This is a genomic window from Ruegeria sp. YKSD179 (genome assembly GCF_059612885.1).
Window position 1 is genome coordinate 23,837 of the sequence record NZ_JBXWRL010000046.1, and the last position, 22,858, is coordinate 46,694.

Consider the following 22,858-nt stretch of genomic DNA (forward strand, 5'->3'; position numbering starts at 1 on the left):
CAATTAAGCGCGTCCGCGATGCTCAAGGAGGGGCACATGCAATTGTCTGTTGTCTTGTCCGCCTGTTGGGTGATTTGCGCGACGATCGTGGCGATGTTGCCGATGAAGTATCAGTTCCTACCGGGTGTCACCCTTTTGATATGCGCCCCGGCGCTGATCCTATGGTTGGGGTTTGATTTCGGCTGGTTTGTCTCTGCTTTGGCACTTGCGGCATTTGTGTCCATGTTCCGATATCCCTTGCGCTATTTTTGGCGAAAATGGTCGGGCCGGGGAGAAGTTGAATGAACTGGTCGATCGCTCTTGCAGGTCTTTGGGGGCTTGTTGCCAATGTAATGGCTATGATCCCCAGCAAAGACAACCATTGGACCCGCGCTTATTTCCTGATCGCTGTGGGCATACCCATTCTGGGATACGTCACCTACGAAAATGGGCCATGGATTGGACTGATCGTGCTGGCAGCAGGTATTTCGGTGCTGCGTTGGCCGGTGATTTACCTTGGGCGCTGGCTGCGCAAGTGGATCTAAGGCTTTCGGCACTTGCACAGCAGACGCAAATCCGCGATCTAGCGTTCATGTCGAAAATTCCCTCGCCGCGCGGCAGGCTTACTAAAAATCGCTCGCTTAATGATCTGACCTGGCTACGGGTTGGTGGTCCGGCGGATTATCTCTTTCAACCAGCGGATATCGAGGATCTCCGGGAATTTCTTCGTGATTTGCCAGCGGATGTGCCAGTTTTTCCGATGGGTGTTGGTTCTAACCTGATCGTAAGGGACGGAGGGTTGCGTTCGGTAGTGATCCGTCTGGGGCGTGGTTTCAATGGAATTTCGGTTGCAGGCAATACTGTCACGGCCGGTGCGGCCGCGCTTGACGCACATGTCGCGCGTAAGGCGGCGGATGCCGGCGTGGACCTGACTTTTTTGCGGACGATTCCGGGATCAATTGGCGGGGCTGTCCGGATGAATGCGGGTTGCTACGGTAGTTACACGGCGGATGTGTTGCGCAAAGCCACTATCGTGACCCGGCAAGGCGAAATCGTGGATCTGAGACCAGAAGATATGAATTTCCGCTATCGCCAAACTGACCTGGCCGATGGGGCCGTCGTGGTTTCAGCCACTTTCAAAGGACCCTTGGGCGATCCAAGGGAATTGCATGACCGCATGGCGTTGCAATTGGAAAAGCGTGATGAAACGCAGCCTACCAAAGATCGCAGTGCCGGATCGACATTTCGCAACCCTGCCGGCTTTTCTTCGACGGGAAGGGCTGATGACGTACACGACCTAAAAGCTTGGAAGGTGATCGATGACGCTGGCATGCGCGGCGCGAAGGTGGGTGGCGCGCAGATGAGTGACAAGCACTCGAATTTCCTTATCAACACTGGTGACGCAACCGCCGCAGACCTTGAAGGTTTGGGCGAGGAGGTACGAAAAAAGGTTTACGAAACAAGCGGTATCACGCTAGAGTGGGAAATTATGCGGGTCGGCGATCCGCTTGAAAAATAGTGCCCTGACCGTCAGACTACAACAGGCAAATTAAGGCGACGGATCAACGGTATAACAACAATACGGACCACCAAAAAGGTCCATGTTTTTGAGGCGCACAAAGGTGGGTATGTCGAGCAGGACAAGCCCCAAAGTGGCGGTTTTGATGGGCGGACCCTCGAAGGAGCGCGAGGTGTCTCTCAGCAGCGGGCGCGAATGCGCAGCCGCCCTAAGGGGAGAAGGCTTTGAAGTGGTCGAACTGGACGCTGGTCCCGACCTTTGCGCTCGCCTTGCCGACATTAAACCGGATGTTGCATTCAATGCCCTTCATGGCCGCTGGGGGGAGGACGGCTGCGTGCAGGGATTGTTGGAGTGGATTCAATTACCTTACACGCATTCAGGTGTTCTGGCTTCGGCGCTGGCCATGGACAAACAACGCAGCAAAGAGGTTTATCAGGCCGAAGGGCTACCTGTAGTCCCGAGCGTTATTGTGCCGAAGATCGAAGTTGTCGAGGCCCACGTGATGGAGCCGCCATATGTTGCAAAGCCCAACAATGAAGGCTCCAGCGTTGGCATCTACATTGTGCATGAATCTGCCAATGGCCCACCGCAGCTTTCCCAGGATATGCCCGATCAAGTTATGGTCGAGAAATACATTCCAGGTCGTGAGCTGACTGTAACCGTCATGGATGACCGACCTTTGACTGTGACAGAGATCATGACAAACGGCGGCTGGTATGATTATGACGCAAAGTACAAGCCGGGTGGGTCTTGGCACGTACTGCCCGCCGAAATCCCAGAGGGAATTTTCGATCGTTGCGTGGACTTTGCCGTGCGCGCGCACAAAGCCCTTGGCTGTCGCGGGGTCAGCAGAACAGATTACCGGTGGGATCACAGCATGGGCTTGGACGGCTTGTTCCTGCTGGAGACCAACACGCAACCAGGAATGACCCCAACTTCTTTGGTGCCCGAACAGGCAGAGCATATGGGTATGACTTTCGGCCAGCTTTGCGCTTGGATGGTGGAGGATGCATCATGCGACCGCTGATTGCCACTCGAGCACTTGAGGAGCATAGGGCAAAGCCTCTGATCGTTACAGATGCCGATTTTGGATCTGGGAACGGTGGGAGCTCGCAACCAAAATCAAAATTTCGGTTACGCGGGTTGGGGCAATTACGTCGTGGCGCAGGTCGCGGTGATCCCACCCCGTCCCGCTTGAGTTACCGGTTCCAGCGATTGATGTTGACGCCCGGCTTTCGAAAGGCGCTTCGGGTGGGCACACCAATTTTTGTCCTTTCCATGGGGCTAGCGGTATATTTTTCGTCTGAGGATCGGCGTAACGCTATTTCCGATTATGTCGTTGAAATTAAGACTTCAATTCAAGAACGTCCGGAATTTATGGTCAATCTGATGGCCATTGATGGTGCGGGAACGGGTCTGTCCGAAGATATTCGCGAAGTCGTGCCGCTGGATTTCCCGCTCAGCTCTTGGGACATGGACGTCGAAAAGATAAGAGACACGATCATTGGGTTGGATCCAGTAAAATCCGCGACTGTGCGCATTCGACCGGGCGGAATTTTGCAAGTCGACGTTGTTGAACGAGAGCCGGTCATTGTCTGGCGGACCCGCAGAGGTGTCGAGTTGCTTGATGAAACCGGTGCCCATGTCGAAAGAATTGCGGCACGCGCCGATTTTGCTGATTTGCCGTTGGTCGCGGGCAAAGGCGCGGACAAGCACGTGCCCGAAGCGTTGGAAATTCTGAGTACTTCTCGCAGTTTAGGCGACAGAGTGCGCGGCCTGGTGCGTGTGGGCGAACGGCGCTGGGATCTGGTTTTGGATCGCGGTCAGCGCATCATGCTGCCGACCGAACGTCCGGCTCGTGCCCTGGAGCGGGTGTTGGCCGTGAACGAGGTGCAGGACCTGCTTGAGCGGGACGTGACCGTGGTTGATATGCGACTAGGACAACGTCCGACAATCAGAATGAATAAAGCCGCCAGCGAAGAATGGTGGAACACAAAAGTGACAGTAAACGGCGGGCAATAAGCGAATGATGACCGATCTTTATCAGTCCCAGCGCGCGATGCGACAGATGCGCAGACAGGCAATTCAAAGAGGCGTTGTCGCCATCTTGGATGTTGGAAGTTCCAAGATCGCCTGTCTTGTGCTGCGCTTTGATGGGGCAGGACGGCTAAGCGAGGATAACTCGATCGGTTCCATGGCGGGGCAGACTGGGTTCCGAGTAATCGGCGCGGCCACGACACGTTCGCGCGGCGTTCAATTTGGTGAAATCACCGCAATGCAGGAAACCGAGCGTGCCATCCGAACGGCATTGCAAGCCGCGCAAAAGATGGCCGATATCCGGGTCGATCACGTTATCGCGTGTTTTTCGGGCGCCAATCCTCGGTCCTACGGCCTTGACGCGCAGGTTGACTTGGAAGGCCAACTTGTCACTGAGGCCGAAGTCGGGCGGGTTCTGAATGCATGCGATGTGCCTGATTACGGTACGGGCCGTGAGGTTTTGCACGCGCAACCTGTTAATTTTGCTCTCGACAATCGATCAGGATTGATTGATCCGCGTGGACAGCAAGGGCAGAGTCTTGCGGTGGACATGCACATGCTCACCGTCGACTCTGCGGCAATTCAAAACATTTTGCGTTGCATCAAACGCTGCGACCTTGAGCTCGCAGGTGTGGCGAATTCTGCCTACGTATCCGGCATTTCGGCTTTGGTTGAAGACGAACAAGAGCTGGGTGCGGCTTGCATAGATATGGGTGGAGGCACGACCAGCGTATCAATTTTCATAAAGAAACATATGATTTACGCCGATAGTGTCAAAATGGGCGGCGATCATGTGACCTCGGATATTTCTATGGGCCTTGGTATTCCGGCAGCGGTGGCAGAGCGAATAAAGACGTTCAATGGAGGTGTCCACGCAACCGGAGCAGACGACCGCGATATGATTGATATCGGCGGTGACACCGGTGACTGGGAACATGATCGTCGAACTGTCAGTCGGGCGGAACTAATTGGTATTATGCGTCCAAGAGTTGAAGAAATACTCGAGGAGGTGCGCACCTGTCTTGACGCTGCGGGCTTCGATCATTTGCCAAGTCAGCAGATCGTGTTGACCGGGGGCGGCAGTCAGATCATGGGACTAGATGGTTTGGCCACGCGCATTCTGGGGCAGCGCGTGCGTTTGGGGCGTCCATTACGTGTTCATGGCCTGCCACAATCTGCTACTGGGCCTGCATTCTCTTCGGCGGTAGGCCTAAGCCTTTTCGCTGCCCATCCGCAAGATGAATGGTGGGACTTCGAAATTCCAGTCGACACATATGCAGCGCGACCTTTCAAAAGAGCGGTTCGGTGGTTCCGTGACAATTGGTAAGACCATTGTTCTTGGATTGGTAAGTGCGCTGGAGCCGACCGTTGCATTCGCGCAGACGCGGATTTCACCTGAGGATTTTTTGTCTGCGGTCGAAGGCAAAACGGCGGATTTCCATGAAATTCATACCGGAGCGCTGGTAGGTATAGAACAATTTCTGAGTTCGAAGTTGTCAGTTTGGTGGCAGCCAGGATTGGGATGCGTCTACGGGCAAATCTCGGTTTCGAAAGGCCAAATTTGCTTTCAGTACGATGATATTGGCGGAGGCGTTTACGTATGTTGGTGGCCATTCGAACACGAAGACCGACTGATGGTTCGCGAATCAAGTTTTGCATTTGCCGAGATTCAGGAAATACGACGGATCTCGAACGACAACTTGGATTGCCCAAATGCCCCGATTAGCTGAAGAATTGTATTGCGTGCCAACTAATTATCCCTAAAACTGTCCACAGGGTCCGGTAGAGGCCCGGCGGCAGGAGACGAGCAGTTTCCCGCGCGAAGAAGCCAAGTACTTTCATAGAGCGAGTCGCCAAAACCGCGACGCGACGTGTTATTGCGTTGTGTCGCGTTGTTGTTTGGTCGCAACATGTGGCGGATATCGCGAAATACCGCTGATTTCCGCCTTGATTCCTCCATATTTTGTGGTTCGCGGCGATTTTGGACGTGACGTTTGAGGATTTGAACGATAAAATAAAAGATGGATAGGTCAGAAAAACACCGCAGTACGCGGCAACTTATAAAACAGGCGGACAGAGCATGACATTGAATCTTTCGATGCCCGGGCACGATGAATTAAAGCCACGGATCACGGTTTTTGGCGTTGGCGGCGCTGGCGGTAATGCCGTGGATAACATGATTGCAAAGCAGCTGGACGGTGTCGAATTCGTTGTCGCAAATACCGACGCACAGGCCCTTCAGCAAAGCAGCTCGTCCGCACGAGTTCAATTGGGTGTCAAAGTGACCGAAGGTTTGGGGGCTGGCGCGCGCCCGACCGTTGGTGCTGCTGCCGCCGAGGAGAGCATCGAACAGATAGTCGACCATCTAGCTGGCGCACACATGTGCTTTATCACTGCTGGTATGGGTGGTGGTACTGGGACCGGAGCAGCGCCAATTATCGCTCAAGCAGCGCGGGAATTGGGTGTACTCACCGTTGGCGTCGTGACCAAGCCTTTCCAATTCGAAGGTGCAAAGCGGATGCGTCAAGCCGAAGACGGTGTGGACGCTCTTCAAAAAGTTGTTGATACGCTGATCATTATCCCGAACCAAAACCTGTTCCGTCTGGCCAACGAAAAGACCACGTTCACCGAAGCGTTCTCGATGGCTGATGATGTTCTGTATCAAGGTGTAAAAGGCGTGACGGACCTGATGGTCCGCCCCGGTCTGATCAACCTCGATTTTGCTGACGTTCGCGCCGTCATGGACGAGATGGGCAAAGCGATGATGGGTACAGGCGAAGCAACTGGAGAAGATCGTGCCATTCAGGCGGCGGAAAAAGCCATAGCCAACCCTCTTTTGGATGAAATCAGCCTCAAGGGAGCGAAGGGCGTTCTGATCAACATAACAGGTTCTCATGATCTGACCCTCTTCGAGCTGGACGAAGCCGCCAACCGAATTCGGGAAGAAGTTGATCCTGATGCGAATATTATCGTTGGTTCTACCCTTGATACCGAGATGGAAGGCGGGATGCGCGTGTCTGTGGTGGCCACAGGAATTGATGCCAGCGACGTTCAGTCGGACGTCCCGGTTGCGCGCCGCTCAATGTCGGCTCCGCTTACCCGAACAGTATCTGCCGAAGAAGCGGCTGATGAGCAATCACTGGAAGTCGCCGCTCGGACATCGGCTGCAGACGATGGCAACATTGCCCCAACTCTTTTTGAATCAATCGAAGATGTAGAGTTCAAGGAAGGTTGGCACAACGAACCGCCGGCAGCTGCTGAACAGGACGATGACGGTTTACCTCCTCCCGCCTATCAACCCCATGTGGCAGAATTCGAACCGAGACCCGATTCTGGTGAGCGGGCTGCAGAGGACTACGTCGCGCCACGCGCTCCGGAACCCGGAACGCCGTCACCTGCAGCCATGCAGCGTCTACAGGCAGCGGTTCAAAAAGTGCCAACAGGCGCGCCGCGATTCAACTCCACACGAGCTCAGGAAGCAGTAGCGCCAGAGCAGCCTCAACCAGAAGAACGCTCGCGTTTTGGCTTTAACAGATTGATCGACCGTATGACTGGACATGCGTCGGATACACCTGCGCAACCTGCCCGTCAGCAGCCTGCAATCAGAGCGTCGGATGCCACCGCACCAGCCCAAGAAGCAGCTGACCCGGATCAGGATAGAATTGAAATTCCCGCCTTCTTGCGCCGACAAGCCAACTGATCGCGGTAACAAAATCTTTGAAGAGAGCTGCCAACCGGTGGCTCTTTTTCTGTTAAAAACAATGCACTGAATGTCTGTAAGCAGGGTTTTGCCGATCTGTCACACTGATGTTTCATTCAGTTGCAAAGAGTGAGTTGAGCCTTGAGGCGCCGTTCCTTAACTGATGTGCGACGCAGCCCATAGCTGGCTGCACGCTGCTATCTGAGGTTCTAATTGCAACATACGCTCAAATCTTCGGTCACGTTTTCAGGCGTTGGGCTGCACAGCGGTAAGCCTGCGAAAATGGTTCTGAAGCCAGCTGCGGCAGGTCATGGGATTTGGTTCAAACGGACCGATATCGAATTGGGCAATGCTCTGATCCCTGCAATATATGACGTCGTTGAACGCACACAGCTGTGTACGCGGCTGGTTAACGACGCGGGCGTGTCAGTTTCGACAGTCGAACACATTATGGCTGCTCTCGCCGGGTGCGGTATTCACAATGCTCTGGTTGAGATCGATGGTCCCGAAGTCCCGATCATGGATGGGTCGGCCATTGAGTTTGTACACGGCATCATGTCTAAGGGCGTTCGCCGTCAGGCCAGCCCGGTGTTGGCATATCAAGTGCTCGAACCAGTGGCAGTTTCTCGTGAAGGTGCGAGTGCTACGATTGCTCCGGCTGAAGGTCTGGTAATCGAATTCAACATTGATTTTGAAGATGACGCAATCGGTTCCCAGACCAAGGTTCTGGATATGCGGAATGGATCTTTTGCGAGAGAGCTTTGCGACAGCCGAACTTTCTGCCGCCGCACCGACGTCGAAGCGATGCGTGAAAATGGTCTGGCGCTGGGCGGAACTTTGGAAAACGCGGTCGTCGTTCAAGGCGCCGAAGTTCTAACGCCTGGTGGCTTTCGCCATGCTGACGAGGCGGTGCGTCACAAGATGCTGGACGCGTTAGGAGACTTGTATCTGGCGGGCGGTCCGATTCTTGGACGATTTACTGGTGATAAGTCTGGTCATTCAATGACCAACACCTTGCTGCGTAAACTCTTTGAGACACCAGGTGCTGTGCGTCCGGTCCTTTGCACACCAGAACAGGCCGCGCGCTTGCCAGGTCAAGGTCTGGTCCGCAGCGAAATTCCGCAAGTGGCTTGAAAATATCAACTTTGAAGACATTTCCCACTGAGTGCGTATAAGGCGTTTTGCACCTGAATTTTATGTGCTAGACCAAGGCCCGATTAGGGTTTAATCCCGGCCAGGAAGACGACAAGGAAGTGCGGTATGGTTGGCATCAAAGCGGCAGTCAGGTTCGCAGGAGCGATTCTTCTGGCAGCAACTTTGACGGCTTGCGGCGATTCCGGCGGCATCTTTGGAAAAAAAGGTGCGGACCGCTCCCAGAACCTTGAAGGATTTACTCCGGAACAAATTTACACCCGTGGTGAGTATGAACTCTCGCAAAATCGCTCGGACGATGCAGCGTGGTATTTCTCCGAGGTCGAGCGGCTCTACCCTTATTCGGATTGGGCCAAGCGAGCCTTGATCATGCAGGCTTTTTCGTTCCACTCGGATAAGAACTATGAGGAAAGCCGGGCGGCCGCGCAGCGATATATCGATTTTTATCCTACCGACGAAGACGCGGCTTATGCTCAGTACCTGCTGGCGCTAAGCTATTACGACCAAATTGACGAGGTGGGCCGCGATCAGGGACTTACCTTTCAGGCGTTACAATCACTGCGTACGGTGATCGAAGTCTATCCAGACAGTGAATATGCCACTTCGGCCGTATTGAAGTTTGATCTGGCTTTTGACCACCTTGCAGGAAAGGAAATGGAAATTGGCCGGTATTACCTGCGGCAGGATCATTATACGGCGGCGATTAATCGATTTCGCGTTGTAGTTGAGGATTTCCAGACCACTTCTCACACCGCCGAGGCGTTGCACAGGTTAGTGGAAGCCTATCTTTCACTGGGCCTTTATGACGAGGCGCAGTCTGCTGGTGCGATATTGGGGTACAACTATCAATCTACAGAATGGTACGAAGCCAGCTATGCATTGCTGACATCACGCGGCCTGAACCTTAAGAGCAGCGGTAACAACTGGCTCAGCACGATATATCGGCAGACCATAAAAGGTGAGTGGTTGTAACTGCCATGGTTACTGGCGTGGGACGCTAAGACCCGATGTTGCGCGCCCTTGATATCCGCGACATGTTGATCATTGACCGGTTGGAGCTGTCGTTTCAGCCGGGATTGAACGCTTTGACTGGCGAAACTGGTGCGGGCAAATCAATCCTTCTGGATTCGTTGGGCTTTGTCCTCGGCTGGAGAGGGCGTGCCGAATTAGTTCGGCAAGGTGCATCACAAGGCGAGGTCATTGCAGAATTCGAACTCTCTGCCGACCACCCTGCGCATCACATCTTAGCCGAAGCCGGTTTGCCCGCAGGCGACGAATTAATCCTGCGTCGCGTAAATACAGCCGATGGGCGCAAGACCGCATGGGTCAATGATCGCCGATGCTCTGGCGAAATTCTTAGAGCACTTTCTGAAACTTTGGTGGAATTGCACGGTCAACATGATGACCGTGGACTTTTGAATCCGCGCGGACATCGGGCAATGCTGGACGACTACGCGGGGGCTGGGGCTCAACTTGCCGCTGTTCGCTCGGCGTGGTCCGAGATGTCGCGTGCTAGGAGGGCATTGGCTGAGACTGAAACTGCCCTTGCCGCAATGCGTGCCGAAGAAGAATTCCTTCGCCACGCCGTGTCCGAACTGGACAAGCTGGACCCGCAGTCGGGAGAAGATGCAGAGCTTGATGGCCGTCGCCGTATGATGCAAGGCGCAGAACGCATCCGCGATGACGTTGCCCGCGCATTCGGTCTTTTGGGTGGAGAAGGCGCCGAGGGTACGATGGCAGAAGCAATCCGCTGGTTGGAAGGTGTATCGGACAATGCGGGTGGGCAATTGGAAGAACCCATTGCCGCATTAGGTCGTGCGATGATCGAACTCGGGGAAGCTCAAGACGGTGTCCATTCCTGCCTTCAAGCACTGGACTTCAACCCGACGGAACTGGAGGCAATCGAAGAACGCTTGTTCGCAATACGGGCGCTGGCCCGCAAGCATGACGTAGCCCCGGACGATTTAGGCGCTTTCGCAGAAACTTTGCGTGATCGTCTAAGTCGGCTTGACGCAGGCGATGACGACCTTGCAAATCATCGCGAAATGGTCGAAGCCGCGCAAATATCCTACGATACAGCTGCAGCCAAACTCGGCAATATTCGTCGCAAGGCGGCAGGACAGTTGGACGCCGCGGTAATGGCCGAGCTGGCTCCGTTGAAAATGGAGCGTGCTATTTTCCAGACTGAAATCACGCCATCTGAGCCCGGTCCCGAGGGGAACGACGCGGTCGCTTTTAGCGTCGCCACCAATCCGGGTGCCCCATCTGGGCCGCTTAACAAGATTGCTTCGGGTGGCGAACTCAGCCGCTTTTTGCTGGCACTCAAAGTCTGTTTGACTGGTGCTAACACCAATCGGACAATGATATTTGATGAAATTGACCGAGGTGTGGGCGGCGCGACAGCAGATGCGGTGGGGCGACGTTTGGCGTCGCTGGCTTTGGGTGGACAGGTTTTGGTTGTTACTCATTCGCCGCAAGTTGCAGCCCGCGCCGCGCATCATTGGCGGGTGCAAAAACAGGTAAGTAATGGACAGACTCTGTCTACTGTCTCGCATCTGACAGAATTGGATCGTGTTGACGAAATCGCGCGCATGGTTGCAGGTGACACTATCACAGAAGAAGCCCGCGCGGCAGCCCGGGCATTGCTTCAGGTCTGAAGCAATTAGGGTCGTAATTCGACTTTTCTAAAGGCGCTGACTGACTTACTAAGTGCCCAAAAAAAGACCCAGAAAGCCAATGACCCAATCAACCCGCACCTTACTTCGCAACCAATTCAATCAGGCTGTGGCGGCTATCAAAGATGCGTGGCGGGTGATGTTGCGCCGTGGCCCCAGCCAAGTTCAGTTTTGGTTCATAGCGCTGGTTATAGGAATAGCCGCGGGTTTTATGGCGCTTGGCTTCCGAAAGGCGACGCAAGCGCTGCAAGCGTATATCTATGATACCGATGATATACTTATGTTGCACAGCCATGCTGAAAAGCTACCGTGGCTGCTGATTCTGATCACGCCGATCATTGGCGGGTTGATCGTGGGAATCATCCTGCACAAGTTCACCGATGACGGAAGGGTCCGATCGGTTGCCGATGTAATTGAGGGCGCGGCAACGACCGACGGGCGCGTGGAAAACAAGGCTGGGATAGCATCGTTTTTTGCGTCTCTAATTACTTTAAGTACGGGTGGTTCTACAGGGCGCGAGGGACCTGTTGTCCACATGGCGGGCGTGATTTCAACTTGGGTCAGCAATCGTATCCACGCGGACGGAATCACCGGGCGTGACCTTTTGGGATGCGCAGTCGCCGCGGCGGTGTCGGCAAGCTTCAACGCTCCTATTGCTGGGGCTTTGTTCGCGCTTGAAGTGGTGTTGCGCCATTTTGCAGTTCACGCATTTGCACCCATCGTTATCGCCTCGGTCGCGGGAACGGTTATCAGCCGGCTAGAGCGCGGGGACGTGACTGAATTTATCCTGGAAACACCTGGATCGCTTCAATTCTACGTCGAACTACCTGCTTTTCTGCTTCTTGGCCTGATTTGCGGACTGGTTTCGTTGTTGCTCATGCGGTCAATATTCTTTGTCGACGATATTGGAAGTCACATTCAGGCCCGCCTATCCCTGCCAAGGTGGTTGAGACCTGCCGTTTCCGGAGCGATGCTGGGGGTTTTGGCGATTTGGTTTCCTCATATTATCGGCGTCGGCTACGAAACGACTGTCCGTGCGCTGACTGGCGATCTTGTTCTGACAACGGCGATCGTGTTTGCAGTGGTCAAAACCGTGGCCGTCGCCATTACAATGGGCGGACGTATGGGAGGGGGCGTGTTCTCTCCCTCTTTGATGATCGGCGCACTGACAGGTCTGGCCTTTGGGTTGATTGCGACAGGATTGCTGCCAGAGGTATCCGGAACTCACACGCTTTACGCATTTGCGGGAATGGGGGCGGTTGCGGCGGCCGTGCTTGGTGCCCCGATATCGACCACGCTGATCGTTTTTGAACTGACCGGGGACTGGCAGATCGGTCTGGCCGTTATGGTATCGGTTTCCATGTCGACTGCTTTGGCATCGCGACTGGTGGACCGGTCTTTCTTCCTGACCCAACTAGAACGTCGAAACGTACACTTGGCCGCAGGACCGCAGGCCTATTTACTTGCCATGCTTCGGGCCGGGACCGTAATGCGCCCAATCGATGATGCTCGGTCCATCAGTGAGGAAGAGGCGCAAAATCTGATAAAACAGGGTCTTTGCGTTGAAGCCAGCGCCACACTCGAAGCCGCGATGCCGTATTTCGACAGGGGCGACATCCCTTGCATTCCGGTCGTTATAAAAAGCCAAGATGGGGTCGAAAACCCGGTAGGAGCTTTGTACCACGTCGATGCGCTAAAGGCTTATAATCGGGCGTTGGCGGCTACAGCGGCAGAAGAGCACTCGTAATTTCAATTTTCGTATACGCTTGCGGCGTCTCCCATGTAATTGTCCCAAGCAAACCAGTAAGAGATGTGCCCAGCTACTCGCGGCAACTGTTCTCCGTTTGGCCCGGCAAGTGCTTCCTCGGTCACTTTCCAAGTATTACCCGCTTGGTCCTGTAAACCGCTATCTACTGTTCGGAAAGTATGTCTGGCGCGTTCATAGGCTCGGACGCTGCGATTTTTTGGGTTGCCTATCAACAACAAGGGTTTGTCTGCGATTGCGTCATTGATCACGGGCGTCTTTGCAAATTCTTGCAAAGGCCATGCCCGCGCTGCACCGAACTGGCGTATGGTAAAAACATAGTCCTTTTGGCGGTGTCGCGTCTGGTCGACCAGAGCCGGAAACATCAACTCGCTTGATGCAAAATAGTCTCGATAGACAACTCCCGATCCATAGTTTCGTCTATGCCCGGTTTTGAGGGACAATACCTTGGTTGTTGGATGCGAGGTTTTCCAACTGTCCCACGTGGTAATAACCACAGGTCGCTGCTTTAGAGTAATCCCACTATCGGCCAATGGACCCACAACGGGTCTGCCAGTGTACTGATTCCAAAGGGTATTGGACGCCCGATCAAACATCAGTTTGTTTGATCGATATAAGAAACCCGACGAACCAAAGACAAAGGGCTTTCGCCGACCTGCTACATGGGTTTCAAACAGGATTCCCGAACCACACAAAGTACAATAAGCCAACGCAACAGGCACGCCGCCTATCACTTCGTTGAACATTTCGTGCCAGCCCATGATCCGCAGTGGATAAGCCCGCGCATCCCCGTTGATGGATATTCCAAAAACCAGATCGTCCCCTTTCAGATAATCTGCTTTCGAAGCCGATAGCAGGTCCGGGTTGTCAAGCGAGGGGATACCGTCCTTGGTAACTCCGCCCCAAGCAATCTCTTCCAGTCGAATTTTCATCTTGTCTCGTTGCAAGTATTCAGGCTTGAGGAACACATCAAAATTTTGGTCTATACCCAGCAGAACTTCGCGCTTGAACGGAATGAATGATGGGTGCGGAACGATCTGGCGATTACGTTCTTGCCACAACATCCACTCAAACCAGTCTGTTCCATGGCTTTGCCCTGTCAAAGCCTCCATGACTTCGGCAATTTGATCATCCCGACGTCTGGCATAACGCATGGCGGTAAGTAAGGCAGGTACGACATCCTTATTGCCACGTTGTCGAAGATAGACCATTCCGCTCTCGAATTCCGACGAACTGCCAAATAGGGTGGAACGGGTGGCTTCGAGCACTGGATCCTGCTGCGCCCAAAGCGTCCCGGGAAATACAATCCCGGCAACCAATAGCCCTGAAAAGCTCCGGCGCGAAACAGACATGACATCCTCCTTTTCGAAGTCACGTCAAGAATGCCTGTTTTGCCGCTCACTTTCACGCCACAGAAGCGTGAATGCCTTTGTGATCAGAACTCGCTTTTCGACTGTGTACTAGATTTTAGTCTGTGTATCTTCGCTGGTTTCCTGCGGTTCACTTTCCGAAGCATTCAGCGTCAACGGCGGTTCGTGGGGTTCTTCTGAAATTGGTGCCGGTGCCGTTGGAACGGGTTCTTGCAAGGTTTCTTCCGGCCCGGGCACAAGGCGGGCGGTCGGTGCGGCATCGGTTTCCATATCGGATTCCAAGTTTTTCACCGGTTCTGAAACTTGAGTGTCCAAACTGATCAAGGCGCGGCGGAAAACCAGCACATTGCGCCAATTCACGGATGAACTGGTCAAACCAGCGCGTTCTTCGCTGGGCAGCAATTCAGCGCGTTGATATTCCCAGCCTTCCTGTCCCAATTGGTTAAGCAATGTTTCGATGGAATTCGCAAACCGACCCTCGGGTGTCTTGACCCCTCTGGCCTTTGTGCCTTTCTGAGGGGCGGGGACAACTTTGTACTCATAGCGCTGCATCAATCGTTCCTGACTGCCGTGTTTCGCCAAATTAACATTTTAACAGGCTGGGGAAAGCGAACTTGGTATTTTAGAAAAATTCAGCTCGCACTGTTGCCGTGGTTCCGCGCCGCTTTACCGACCAGCGACAAGCACATTTCCGTTGCAATAGCCATATCCTGAACGGAAATCCATTCAAGTGGCCCATGAATGCACTGCATCCCGGTAAAAATATTTGGAGTCGGCGTGCCGAATTCGGTAAGACGTGACCCATCCGTGCCGCCGCGGATCGGGACGGAGATTGGTTCAATTCCCAGATCTTGACATGCCTCACGGGCCAGTTCGACGGGGGTCATATCGTTTTCCAGCCAGTAACGCATGTTGCGATATTGGTGTGAAATATCGCAGGTGATTTGGGCGCGGGGTTCTGTGGCTTGCACCGTGGCACAGACCTGCCTAACAAGTTCACCTTGCGCCTCAAGCGCGTCCATCTCGAAATCTCGCAAGATCAACTTGATTTCCATTTCTGACGAACCGCCACTCATTCCGACAATATGAATGAAACCTTCGCGTCCGTCGGTCACTTCGGGCGTCATTGTAACCTGAGGTAAAGTCTGCACAATCTTGGCTGCTAAGTGCGTAGCGTTGACCAGTTTACCTTTGGCCAGGCCGGGATGGATCGAAACACCTTTTATCCTGATAACAGCCCAATCTGCCGAAAAACTTTCATAGACGATTTCACCCACATCTTCTCCATCCAGTGTATAGGCGAAATCAGCCCCCAGATCCTTGGGCAGTCGTTCTGTCACGCCACGTCCGATTTCTTCGTCCGGAGTAAAGGCGAGGCGGATCGGGCCATGAGAGATATCTTTGTTTTCAAGCAAGTGCCGCGCCATGGTCATCAGAATCGACACTCCGGCTTTGTCGTCCGCACCAAGCAGAGTTGTGCCAGACGCGGTTATAAGATCATGCCCGATTTTCTCGGCCAAGTATGGGTGTTCATCGGGCGATAGCACTAGGTCTGGATCGTCAGGAAATGTAATGTCACCGCCGTTGTATCCTTTGATCACGCGTGGCTTAACACCTGTCGCGTTGAACTGCGGTGCGGTGTCGACATGTGCTAAAAAACCGATGGTCGGTCCCGGAGCGGTTCCCGGAATAGTTGCCACAACAACGCTGTCATCAGTTACTTCAACGTTCTGTGCACCAATTTCCGTAAGCTCTTGTTGCAACAGGTTCAGCATGTCGAGCTGAGTTTTTGTGCTTGGGGTTGAGGCAGATGTCTCGTCGCTTTGGCTGTCAACCGCCGCATAGCGCACAAGACGGGCTTGAAGTTCCTGATCAAATCTTTTTTGCATGACACCTTACCTCTCTGGCGCCAAAGAAAGGGTCCAAACAGTAAAGGAGTCAAGTCGATGACCTGACACTTAAATTGTTGCCTGAACAGAAGAAGCTACAGTCCCAGCTTTTGACTCACCAGTTCGTTTACGGCTTTAGGATTGGCCTTGCCTCCGGTGGCTTTCATGACCTGACCAACGAACCAGCCCGCCAATTTCGGGTTAATCTTGGCCTTTTCTACCTGAGCCGGATTGGCTGCGATAATCTCGACCAGAGCGGCCTCGATAGCGCCGGTGTCGGTTACCTGCTTCATACCGCGTTCTTCTACGATCTGTGCTGGGTCGCCACCTTCGGTATAGACGATTTCGAACAGGTCCTTGGCGATCTTACCGGAAATAGCATCCGAGGCGATCAGATCAATGATACCTCCCAGCTGGGCCGGAGATACGGGAGAGTCAGTGATATCGTGGTCTTCTTTCTTCAGCCGGCCAAAAAGCTCGTTGATGACCCAATTGGCGGCTAGTTTACCATTGCGGTTTTGGGCTACCTCTTCAAAATAAGCGGCTGACTCCACCTCGGCTGTTAAAACCGACGCGTCATAGTCTGTAAGGCCAAACTCTGTGACAAAGCGTGCTTTCTTGTCGTCCGGCAGTTCTGGCAACTTGGACGCGATATCATCCACCCATGTCTGTTCAATTTCCAACGGAAGCAGATCTGGGTCGGGGAAGTAACGATAATCATGCGCTTCTTCCTTTGACCTCATGGAACGGGTCTCGCCCTTGTCTGGGTCATAAAGGCGAGTTTCCTGCTCGATTTCTCCACCGCCTTCCACGATAGCAATCTGACGACGGGCTTCTACTTCTATCGCTTGCTGGATAAAGCGCATAGAGTTCATGTTCTTGATCTCGCAACGCGTTCCAAGATGCGAGAAATCCTGTGTTTCCTGGTACTTCTCGTAAGCGCCCGGTAGGCAGATGGAAACGTTCACGTCCGCGCGCAGGTTGCCGTTTTGCATATTTCCGTCGCAGGTACCCAAATAACGCATGATCTGCCGCAATTTAGCGATATATGCAGCGGCTTCTTCCGGGCCACGTATGTCTGGACGACTGACAATCTCCATCAGGCAAACACCGGTGCGGTTCAGGTCGACAAAGGACATGTTCGGGTCCATGTCATGAATTGATTTACCTGCGTCCTGTTCCATGTGGATGCGTTCGATCCGAACCACGCGGGCAGTGCCATCGCCCATTTCGACCAGCACTTCGCCTTCGCCTACGATGGGGTGATAAAGCTGAGAAATCTGGTAGCCTTGCGGTAGGTCGGGGTAGAAATAGTTCTTGCGATCAAAGGCTGACTTTAGGTTGATTTCCGCCTTTAACCCCAGTCCGGTGCGCACGGCCTGTTCGACGCAGTACTCGTTAATAACTGGAAGCATGCCAGGCATTGCCGCGTCCACAAAGGCCACATTGGCGTTCGGTTCTGCCCCGAATTTGGTGGATGCCCCTGAAAACAGCTTTGCATTTGACGAGACCTGCGCATGTACTTCCATCCCGATCACCAGTTCCCAATCGTGCTTGGCCCCGGCAATGGTCTTTGGTTTGGGCATATCATAAGTCAGGTCGAGCATGGCGCGCCTCGTATCCGAAGAAATCTAGACCAGCGTATTATGCCTGCCGTGGCTTAGGGGCAAGGGGGAATGGGTCTTATGCGGTGAATCCGGGCAATGCGCCTGGGACTTCTTCAATTGTTCTTAAATTGAAGACCACTTGGCGTGAAGGTTACGCTTGTTCCGCTAAGCAATTCGTCGCGAAACAAGTTGCCAATCGCCCGCAGTGCGTCGCGGTGCCCGCCGGCCGCGAAACGCTCAGCTGAATTGATGCGCAGGCTGTCATCGAAACCATTCGCAGCGTGCGCCCAGATCAGCGGGTGCAATTCTGTCAGATGATCTCTGATCAGCCAATCTGCTGCGTCACAAATCTGTTGGCGTACTTCATCCGCTTCTGCGTGACGTCCCATTTGGTTTTTCAGAGTGATCGCGCAATAAGCCGCTAACAGGTTTATCATGTCCTGATTTGGCCTACGCGTTACGATATCCCGCAGGCCGTCCAGAAAATATTCGACGTCGACTCGAGCGCAGGCTTCGTCATCATGTGCTATGGCGTCAAACTGCACCCAAGTATATCCGCCTGCGCCCCAGATCGCCTGAGTGCCTGCAGCCACCCGCAACGCCAAGTTTTCAAGTGTTTCGTAGCTGCCAAACCACCGAGGCAGTAGGTGTGTACCCAAAGCGCGCATGTGCCGGTGATTGTAAGGATCCAGTTCGATCAGTTTTTCAAATTTGTAGCCGGTCCTGACTTCATCGGTTCGATGACCGGCCAGCAAAGCGCAGTCTGCGGCTGCAATGGCTGGGCTGTTGCTGGCCTGCTCACGGCATTTTTTTAAGATTGCCGCCGCTCGGTCGAAATGTGCGGTACAGCGCGACAGATGCAACTTTGGCAATTTCGCTTCAGGAACGTTTCCGCGCCATGCCCATGCCAGATCAATATGTGCCCGAGCAACAACCAGACCGATCATGGGATCATCGGGATGATCATTCATTTCGCCTTCAAGTTCCGAAATTCCGCACAGCAGATCGTAGTCAGCTATTTCTGCGCCTCCGGATAGCGCGTGTTCGACAGCAAGTACCACGTCGGATCTGGCGCCAAAAGCTAGTAGTTCAGTAAGAGGATAGGTTTCGCCAGCTTTGTCCGTCGCCCGCATCTCGGACGACAATTGTGACCAAAAACCCTGACGCGCCAGATGGCGACCGCGTTCAATTGCCCGGTGACCGATTTGTTCCTCTTCATTCATATTCGCAATTGGAATATTGAGTTTGCCCGAAGCGTCATCTTCAACTCGACTGACGGACGTCGCCGCAAATGGCTGCGGTTCAGGCTGACGGTTTGAAGTTGTTAAACGGGCGAACAGAGACCCAATTGACCGGACCATGGCAAAACTCGTACTGGAACAAACGTGTAACAATAACAGTGTGTCCAGACGGTTATTTTAAATCAAGAAATGGGCAAATGATCAGGCAATTTTGAGATCAATCCCATGTTTTTTAGGGTGATCGTTTCAAAATACTCTAAAATGATGGCGCTCTACTGCAAACCCAGCGCCCTTTAACACCATTTCAAGGTCTCGATGAGGTGGCAGCGACTCATCCGGCAAGCGCACTCGCTTATCTGAGTTCAGAATTGCCGATACACGAACGGAGAAATCCCAACGGGTGTCGAACCGGAACCGATCTATCTGGGTAAGCGACAACTGTCCTTTCCGATTGCCTGTGTGCCAATAAAGTTTTTGACCGTCCAGTTGCATTCCGGCACTTGTGTTTTTCATCACGTCCCACACAGCTGGCAGCGTCGCCAAGGCCAGAATTCCCATCAGCCACCAGACAGCGTCGAACAGGATCACCATTCCGATCAGCACGGTGTAAACAACGATGAGTATCACAACCGTTCGCTGGGAACGGTTGTGACGAACGAACGTAAAGGGCGGTGCCTTCGTGGTCATGCGTCCAAGATACGTGAGACCATTTCAGTTGTATCCCGTGACAGGTTAGGAGTTTCGGAAATTCGCGTCAGTTGCGCGCGCATCAGGGCTTGGCGCTTGTCGTCGTATCGCTTCCAAGTTTGAAAGGCGGTGCACATCCGCGCTGTTGTTTGCGGATTTACCGGGTCGAGGCGGATCAACCAATCCGCCAAAAGTTGATAACCCGAGCCGTCAGCGTGGTGGAACCCGGCGTGGTTTGTCGCCAAGGATCCCAGCAAAGCTCTGAACCGGTTGGGGTTCTTCCAGTTGAACTCGGGGTGTTGGGTCAGACCCAGAGCTACCGCAGGCGTTGCATCCGGAGAGGCCAGCGAAATCTGTAACCCAAACCACTTGTCCAGAACCAGCCGGTCATGCTGCCATTGATCGTAGAAAGAAGATAATTGTGTCTCACCCTTGCCCGCGCGCAGCAGGCACGCAAGCGAAGCAAGCTGCTGGGTCATATTGTTTGCGCGGTCATATTCAGCCGCTGCCTGCGTTCCACTGTCCAGCCGGGTCGTCAGCGCCAAAGCAGCGTTACCCAAAGCACGCTTGCCCGACTGTTCCGCATCTGGTTGATAGGGTGCGTCAACCAACGACTCGCTATGCAACCGCGGTAACAGGTCCTGCACATGCTGAGCAGTGGCCTGTTTTAAAGTTTCGATCGCAGTCCATATTGCCAAGGGGTCTGGCGTGTGACCAGAGTCATAAAGGGTTGAGGCCAATTCTGATTGCGAGGGCAATTGCAACATCAGCGCACGATAAGCTGGGTCCAGATCCCCGTCGCGCAGCACAGCCAAGAGCCCATCCAGGAATTGCCCATCAGGTGCGCTATCCTGCGTGATCATGCGAAATAAATTGTCTTCGGCCAGAGAACGACCTGCCTGCCAACGGTTAAATGGATCGGTGTCGTGCGCCAGTAGGAAAGCGCGGTCTGCATTAGAGTGACCATGGTCAAGTATAACTGGGGCCGAAAAATCCCGCAAAATCGAAGGATTAGGTTTTGCGGCAAGCCCGGTGAATTGAAAACTCTGCGTCGCTTCGGTTAGTTCCAGAACCTGAGTTCCGCGAACTTCGTCTCCGTTTGGCCCGAGCAGTCCGAAAGCGACCGGAATGACTTGCGGAAGTTTTTCGGTTTGTCCCGGTGTCGGGTGCGTTTCCTGGCTTAAAGTCAGAGTATAGGTACCACTATCCCAACTTTCCGAGACAGATATGCGCGGCGTTCCCGATTGGCTGTACCACCTCTTAAACTGAGTCAGGTCCCGACCCGTAGTGTCCTCGAAAACCTTAAGCCAATCCTCGATGGTGCAGGCTTGTCCGTCGTGGCGGTCGAAATACAGGTTCAGTGCCTTGGAATAGGCTTCGTCCCCAACGAGACGTTTAAGCATGCCAATGACTTCAGCGCCTTTTTCATAGACAGTTGAAGTGTAGAAGTTGTTGATTTCCTGAAAGCTCTCGGGCCGGACTGGGTGAGACAATGGGCCGTTATCCTCAGGAAACTGCCGCGCGCGCAGGTCAATTGCATCATGGATGCGTTTGACTGGGGCGGAACGCATGTCCGAAGTGAACTGCGCATCTCGGAACACTGTCAGGCCCTCCTTCAGGCAAAGCTGAAACCAATCGCGGCAGGTAATACGATTTCCAGTCCAATTGTGGAAATATTCATGGGCGATTATCGCTTCGATCCGTTCAAAGTTGGCATCGGTCGAGGTTTCTGGGCTGGCAAGAACGGCGGAAGAGTTGAAGATGTTCAGTCCTTTGTTCTCCATCGCGCCCATGTTGAAATCGTCGACGGCCACAATGTTGAAAACGTCAAGATCGTATTCACGACCATAAACCTCTTCATCCCATTTCATCGATTTTTTTAAGGCTTCCATACCAAAGGCACATTTGCCTTCGTCTCCGGGGCGAACCCATAAATTCAGTTCGACGCCGCGACCCGATTTGGTCGTAAACTGGTCTGGATAGGCGATCAGATCACCTGCTACCAGCGCGAATAAATAGGCGGGTTTGGGCCAAGGATCAGTCCACTCAGCCCAGCCTTGGCCCGAAGCGGTTGGGTTGCCGTTCGACAGCAGTACAGGCAGATCGCCATTAATACGAACCTTAAAAGTGGACATCACATCTGGTCTGTCCGGGTAAAAGGTGATTTTGCGAAACCCTTCGGCTTCGCATTGGGTGCAATACATGCCGTTCGACATATACAGCCCTTCGAGCGCTGTGTTGTTACCCGGATCAATTTCCACCTCGGTTTCCCAAACAAAAGGCGCGTTGGGCACATTGGCAGTCAGACCCTCGTCGGTTACCTCTGGCGCGATTTCAGCACCATCAATTGCGGCGCGTATAAGCCTTAGTTGTTCTCCATGCAGAAAGAACTTGCGGTCACGGGCATCTGGGTTAGGGCGAAACGCAATGCGAGAAGTAACACGTGTGGCATGAGCAGCCAGATCGAAAGTTAAATGCACGCTGTCAATCAAATAGCCAAATGGGGTGTAATCTTTCAGATAGATCGTGGTGGGGGCGGCGTCGCTCATCTTGGCCTCGCTGGTTTGATTTTGGCGTGACGTTATGGTTATCGCGTCAATGTCGCAAGACAGTCCACAGTTCGGCGCCGGGATCATTGGGAAGTTTTTGAAACATCTGTAGACTGCTAAATTCCGCGAACTTGAAGAGGCGAGTTGCCTATCGGAAACATTCGCCCTACTTGATGGAAGTTGGACGGAAGAGAATACAAGGCGGGAGACGACGAAAATGAGTGGGAGAGTGAACCGGAGCGGGCTGCAGGTTGATCAATTTCTGGTGGATTTCATCGAAAAACGCGCGTTGCCCGGTACGGAAATTGAGCCTCAGGGCTTCTGGAACGGTCTTGCGCGACTCGTGAGTGAACTGGGACCAAAGAACCGCGATCTACTGGCAAAACGGCAAGATCTGCAAAGCCGAATAGATAGCTGGCACGCGGCTCGAAAGGGGCAGGAACACGATGCTTCTGCATATGAATTATTTTTACGCGAAATCGGTTATCTGGTCGAAGAAGGGCCCGATTTTCAGATCGAAACCACCAACGTCGATCCCGAAATAGCGTTCACTCCCGGGCCTCAGTTGGTTGTGCCCATTACTAATGCTCGTTTTGCGCTGAATGCTGCCAACGCTCGTTGGGGAAGTCTGTATGATGCCTTATACGGCACAGACGCCATGGGTGATCTGCCAGATGCCGCAGGTTAC

At 53.5% G+C, this 22,858-nt stretch carries 19 protein-coding genes and 1 pseudogene; 13 read left to right on the top strand and 7 right to left on the bottom strand.

Annotated elements, in window-relative coordinates; translation table 11 throughout:
* Window positions 1-36: 36 nt before the first annotated feature.
* From AC2FNE_RS18690 to AC2FNE_RS18745, 12 genes are all read left to right on the top strand, one after another.
* Complete coding sequence (locus tag AC2FNE_RS18690; protein WP_496806021.1) at window positions 37-285, top strand: DUF2484 family protein; 249 nt, start codon at window positions 37-39, stop codon at window positions 283-285.
* Complete coding sequence (locus AC2FNE_RS18695) at window positions 282-524, top strand: DUF2484 family protein (RefSeq protein WP_170478851.1); 243 nt, start codon at window positions 282-284, stop codon at window positions 522-524. Before AC2FNE_RS18690 ends, AC2FNE_RS18695 begins: the two co-directional genes overlap by 4 nt.
* A gap of 47 nt (window positions 525-571) precedes the next feature.
* Complete coding sequence (gene murB / locus AC2FNE_RS18700) at window positions 572-1,498, top strand: UDP-N-acetylmuramate dehydrogenase (protein ID WP_170608078.1); 927 nt, start codon at window positions 572-574, stop codon at window positions 1,496-1,498.
* Between the two features lie 109 nt (window positions 1,499-1,607).
* Window positions 1,608-2,525 carry a D-alanine--D-alanine ligase gene (locus tag AC2FNE_RS18705; protein WP_170608076.1) on the top strand — a complete coding sequence of 306 codons (918 nt, stop codon included), beginning with the start codon at window positions 1,608-1,610 and terminating at the stop codon, window positions 2,523-2,525.
* A complete protein-coding gene (locus AC2FNE_RS18710) occupies window positions 2,513-3,520 on the top strand; it encodes a cell division protein FtsQ/DivIB (protein ID WP_170608075.1) in 1,008 nt (335 codons plus the stop codon). Before AC2FNE_RS18705 ends, AC2FNE_RS18710 begins: the two co-directional genes overlap by 13 nt.
* 7 nt (window positions 3,521-3,527) lie before the next feature.
* Window positions 3,528-4,862 carry a cell division protein FtsA gene (gene ftsA, locus AC2FNE_RS18715; protein WP_170608073.1) on the top strand — a complete coding sequence of 445 codons (1,335 nt, stop codon included), beginning with the start codon at window positions 3,528-3,530 and terminating at the stop codon, window positions 4,860-4,862.
* On the top strand, window positions 4,849-5,265 hold the full coding sequence (locus AC2FNE_RS18720; protein ID WP_496806022.1) for a hypothetical protein: 417 nt from the start codon (window positions 4,849-4,851) through the stop codon (window positions 5,263-5,265). Before ftsA ends, AC2FNE_RS18720 begins: the two co-directional genes overlap by 14 nt.
* A gap of 350 nt (window positions 5,266-5,615) precedes the next feature.
* Window positions 5,616-7,235, top strand: a complete 1,620-nt coding sequence (gene ftsZ, locus AC2FNE_RS18725) for a cell division protein FtsZ (protein ID WP_496806023.1) — start codon at window positions 5,616-5,618, stop codon at window positions 7,233-7,235.
* 213 nt (window positions 7,236-7,448) lie between these two features.
* Window positions 7,449-8,369, top strand: coding sequence for a UDP-3-O-acyl-N-acetylglucosamine deacetylase (lpxC, locus tag AC2FNE_RS18730; RefSeq protein WP_170608067.1), 921 nt, complete (start codon window positions 7,449-7,451; stop codon window positions 8,367-8,369).
* A 126-nt stretch (window positions 8,370-8,495) separates the two neighbouring features.
* Window positions 8,496-9,359 (top strand): outer membrane protein assembly factor BamD, encoded by an 864-nt coding sequence (locus AC2FNE_RS18735; RefSeq protein ID WP_170478864.1) that lies wholly within the window; start codon window positions 8,496-8,498, stop codon window positions 9,357-9,359.
* Between the two features lie 35 nt (window positions 9,360-9,394).
* Window positions 9,395-11,044: a DNA repair protein RecN gene (gene recN, locus AC2FNE_RS18740; RefSeq protein ID WP_170608065.1), complete on the top strand. Its 1,650-nt coding sequence runs from the start codon at window positions 9,395-9,397 to the stop codon at window positions 11,042-11,044.
* Between the two features lie 79 nt (window positions 11,045-11,123).
* A complete protein-coding gene (locus AC2FNE_RS18745) occupies window positions 11,124-12,809 on the top strand; it encodes a chloride channel protein (protein WP_496806024.1) in 1,686 nt (561 codons plus the stop codon).
* Between the two features lie 2 nt (window positions 12,810-12,811).
* Here the strand turns inward: AC2FNE_RS18745 and AC2FNE_RS18750 are convergent, their stop codons facing one another.
* From AC2FNE_RS18750 to pepN, 7 genes are all read right to left on the bottom strand, one after another.
* Window positions 12,812-14,179, bottom strand: coding sequence for a DUF3179 domain-containing protein (locus AC2FNE_RS18750; RefSeq protein ID WP_170608061.1), 1,368 nt, complete (start codon window positions 14,177-14,179; stop codon window positions 12,812-12,814).
* Between the two features lie 108 nt (window positions 14,180-14,287).
* Complete coding sequence (locus AC2FNE_RS18755) at window positions 14,288-14,749, bottom strand: DUF4177 domain-containing protein (protein ID WP_170608059.1); 462 nt, start codon at window positions 14,747-14,749, stop codon at window positions 14,288-14,290.
* An 80-nt stretch (window positions 14,750-14,829) separates the two neighbouring features.
* Window positions 14,830-16,086 (bottom strand): peptidase T, encoded by a 1,257-nt coding sequence (gene pepT, locus AC2FNE_RS18760; protein WP_170608057.1) that lies wholly within the window; start codon window positions 16,084-16,086, stop codon window positions 14,830-14,832.
* A 95-nt stretch (window positions 16,087-16,181) separates the two neighbouring features.
* On the bottom strand, window positions 16,182-17,693 hold the full coding sequence (gatB, locus tag AC2FNE_RS18765) for an Asp-tRNA(Asn)/Glu-tRNA(Gln) amidotransferase subunit GatB (protein ID WP_170478874.1): 1,512 nt from the start codon (window positions 17,691-17,693) through the stop codon (window positions 16,182-16,184).
* Window positions 17,694-17,806: 113 nt separating this feature from the next.
* Complete coding sequence (locus AC2FNE_RS18770; RefSeq protein WP_496806025.1) at window positions 17,807-19,054, bottom strand: hypothetical protein; 1,248 nt, start codon at window positions 19,052-19,054, stop codon at window positions 17,807-17,809.
* Between the two features lie 126 nt (window positions 19,055-19,180).
* A complete protein-coding gene (locus tag AC2FNE_RS18775; protein WP_170478878.1) occupies window positions 19,181-19,621 on the bottom strand; it encodes a hypothetical protein in 441 nt (146 codons plus the stop codon).
* Window positions 19,618-22,170 (bottom strand): aminopeptidase N, encoded by a 2,553-nt coding sequence (gene pepN / locus AC2FNE_RS18780; protein WP_496806026.1) that lies wholly within the window; start codon window positions 22,168-22,170, stop codon window positions 19,618-19,620. The genes AC2FNE_RS18775 and pepN overlap by 4 nt, the downstream gene beginning before the upstream one ends.
* Before the next feature lie 217 nt (window positions 22,171-22,387).
* Between pepN and AC2FNE_RS18785 the strand changes: the two are divergent.
* Window positions 22,388-22,858 (top strand): annotated as a pseudogene (locus AC2FNE_RS18785) (malate synthase G); the annotation flags it as partial.